Source organism: Nostoc sp. (assembly GCF_036917975.1).
Lineage (GTDB): Bacteria > Cyanobacteriota > Cyanobacteriia > Cyanobacteriales > Nostocaceae > Nostoc.
The window spans coordinates 1-1,005 of the sequence record NZ_JBALEJ010000060.1 but is presented as its reverse complement, the minus strand read 5'-3'; the positions used below and the strand labels follow the sequence as shown (position 1 = coordinate 1,005).

At 43.4% G+C, this 1,005-nt stretch carries 1 pseudogene; it reads right to left on the bottom strand.

The features are described from left to right. Positions 1-15 precede the first annotated feature (15 nt). Positions 16-917, bottom strand: a pseudogene (locus V7K76_RS24425) (IS982 family transposase). Positions 918-1,005 lie beyond the last annotated feature (88 nt).

Sequence of the window (1,005 nt, the reverse complement as noted above, 5' to 3'; positions counted from 1 at the left end):
TACGCCTTATGTGAATTAAGCCACAGGATGTTGTTCAAAAGTGAGGACATCAATACCAAAACGCTGACGTAGAAAAATACGCAGAGTATGACTGGTCATTTTAGCTGCAACATGGACGCAGATACCATCAACAATATCCTCAGTAGACGTTCCAAATTACGTCCAGTATTTTGCACCTCGTTAAATACACCTTCAACACGCTCGCGCAGGCTATTTAGTAAACCCTCAAAGGCTTTTGGCTGTTGTTGAAGCTGATTAGCTCGTTTGGGAGTAAAAATTTGATTACCCGTAGTTTTGAAGATATCGTTTTGCCATTGACCACCGATAAATCCTTTATCTGCAAGGATACGGCAGCCACGAACGTAGTCTAAAACCGATTCTGCTGCTAGACGCTCATCTGTACTCGCTGGCACTAAAGAATAAACCAAGGGAATACCACTCAGGGTGCTGACGAGGACTAACTTGTAGCCAAAGTAATTCATTTTTCGACTGGCACACCACCCATAATCAGCACTGCCTGTAAAATCACTTTGGTGTTTGTCGCGTTTGTAGCCAACTACTGGTACTGGTTTTGTATCTAACAACAAGGTGCGCTCAAATATTGCCCCCAACTCTATAACCCAGAAACGTCTTAGTTCTTCGAGCATTCGCTCCAAGCGCCTGGCTCTTCGGTTGAACTGGCTTTGCTCTAACAATTTCGGGAATAGGCTCAAGTAGTTTGCTCTGACGAACCCTAAAAACTGCTGTTCTCCCGGGTATGGGAAGAAATCCATTGCTACCAGTAACGTTAACATTTCACTATCTGTAAATTTTGGTGAACGACCCGGTAATATCGGTACATAACGATAGCCTTTTTGCTGATACCAGTCATCCACTAGCACAAAAATTGTGGTCAACAGGGTTGAACCGTCTACCATATTCATTAGGAGACCTCAAGCTTTGGTGTCGTTACCTTTATCTTGTGGTTTCCCTTTCTTTTTTGCTACCCCAATTCACATAAGCCGT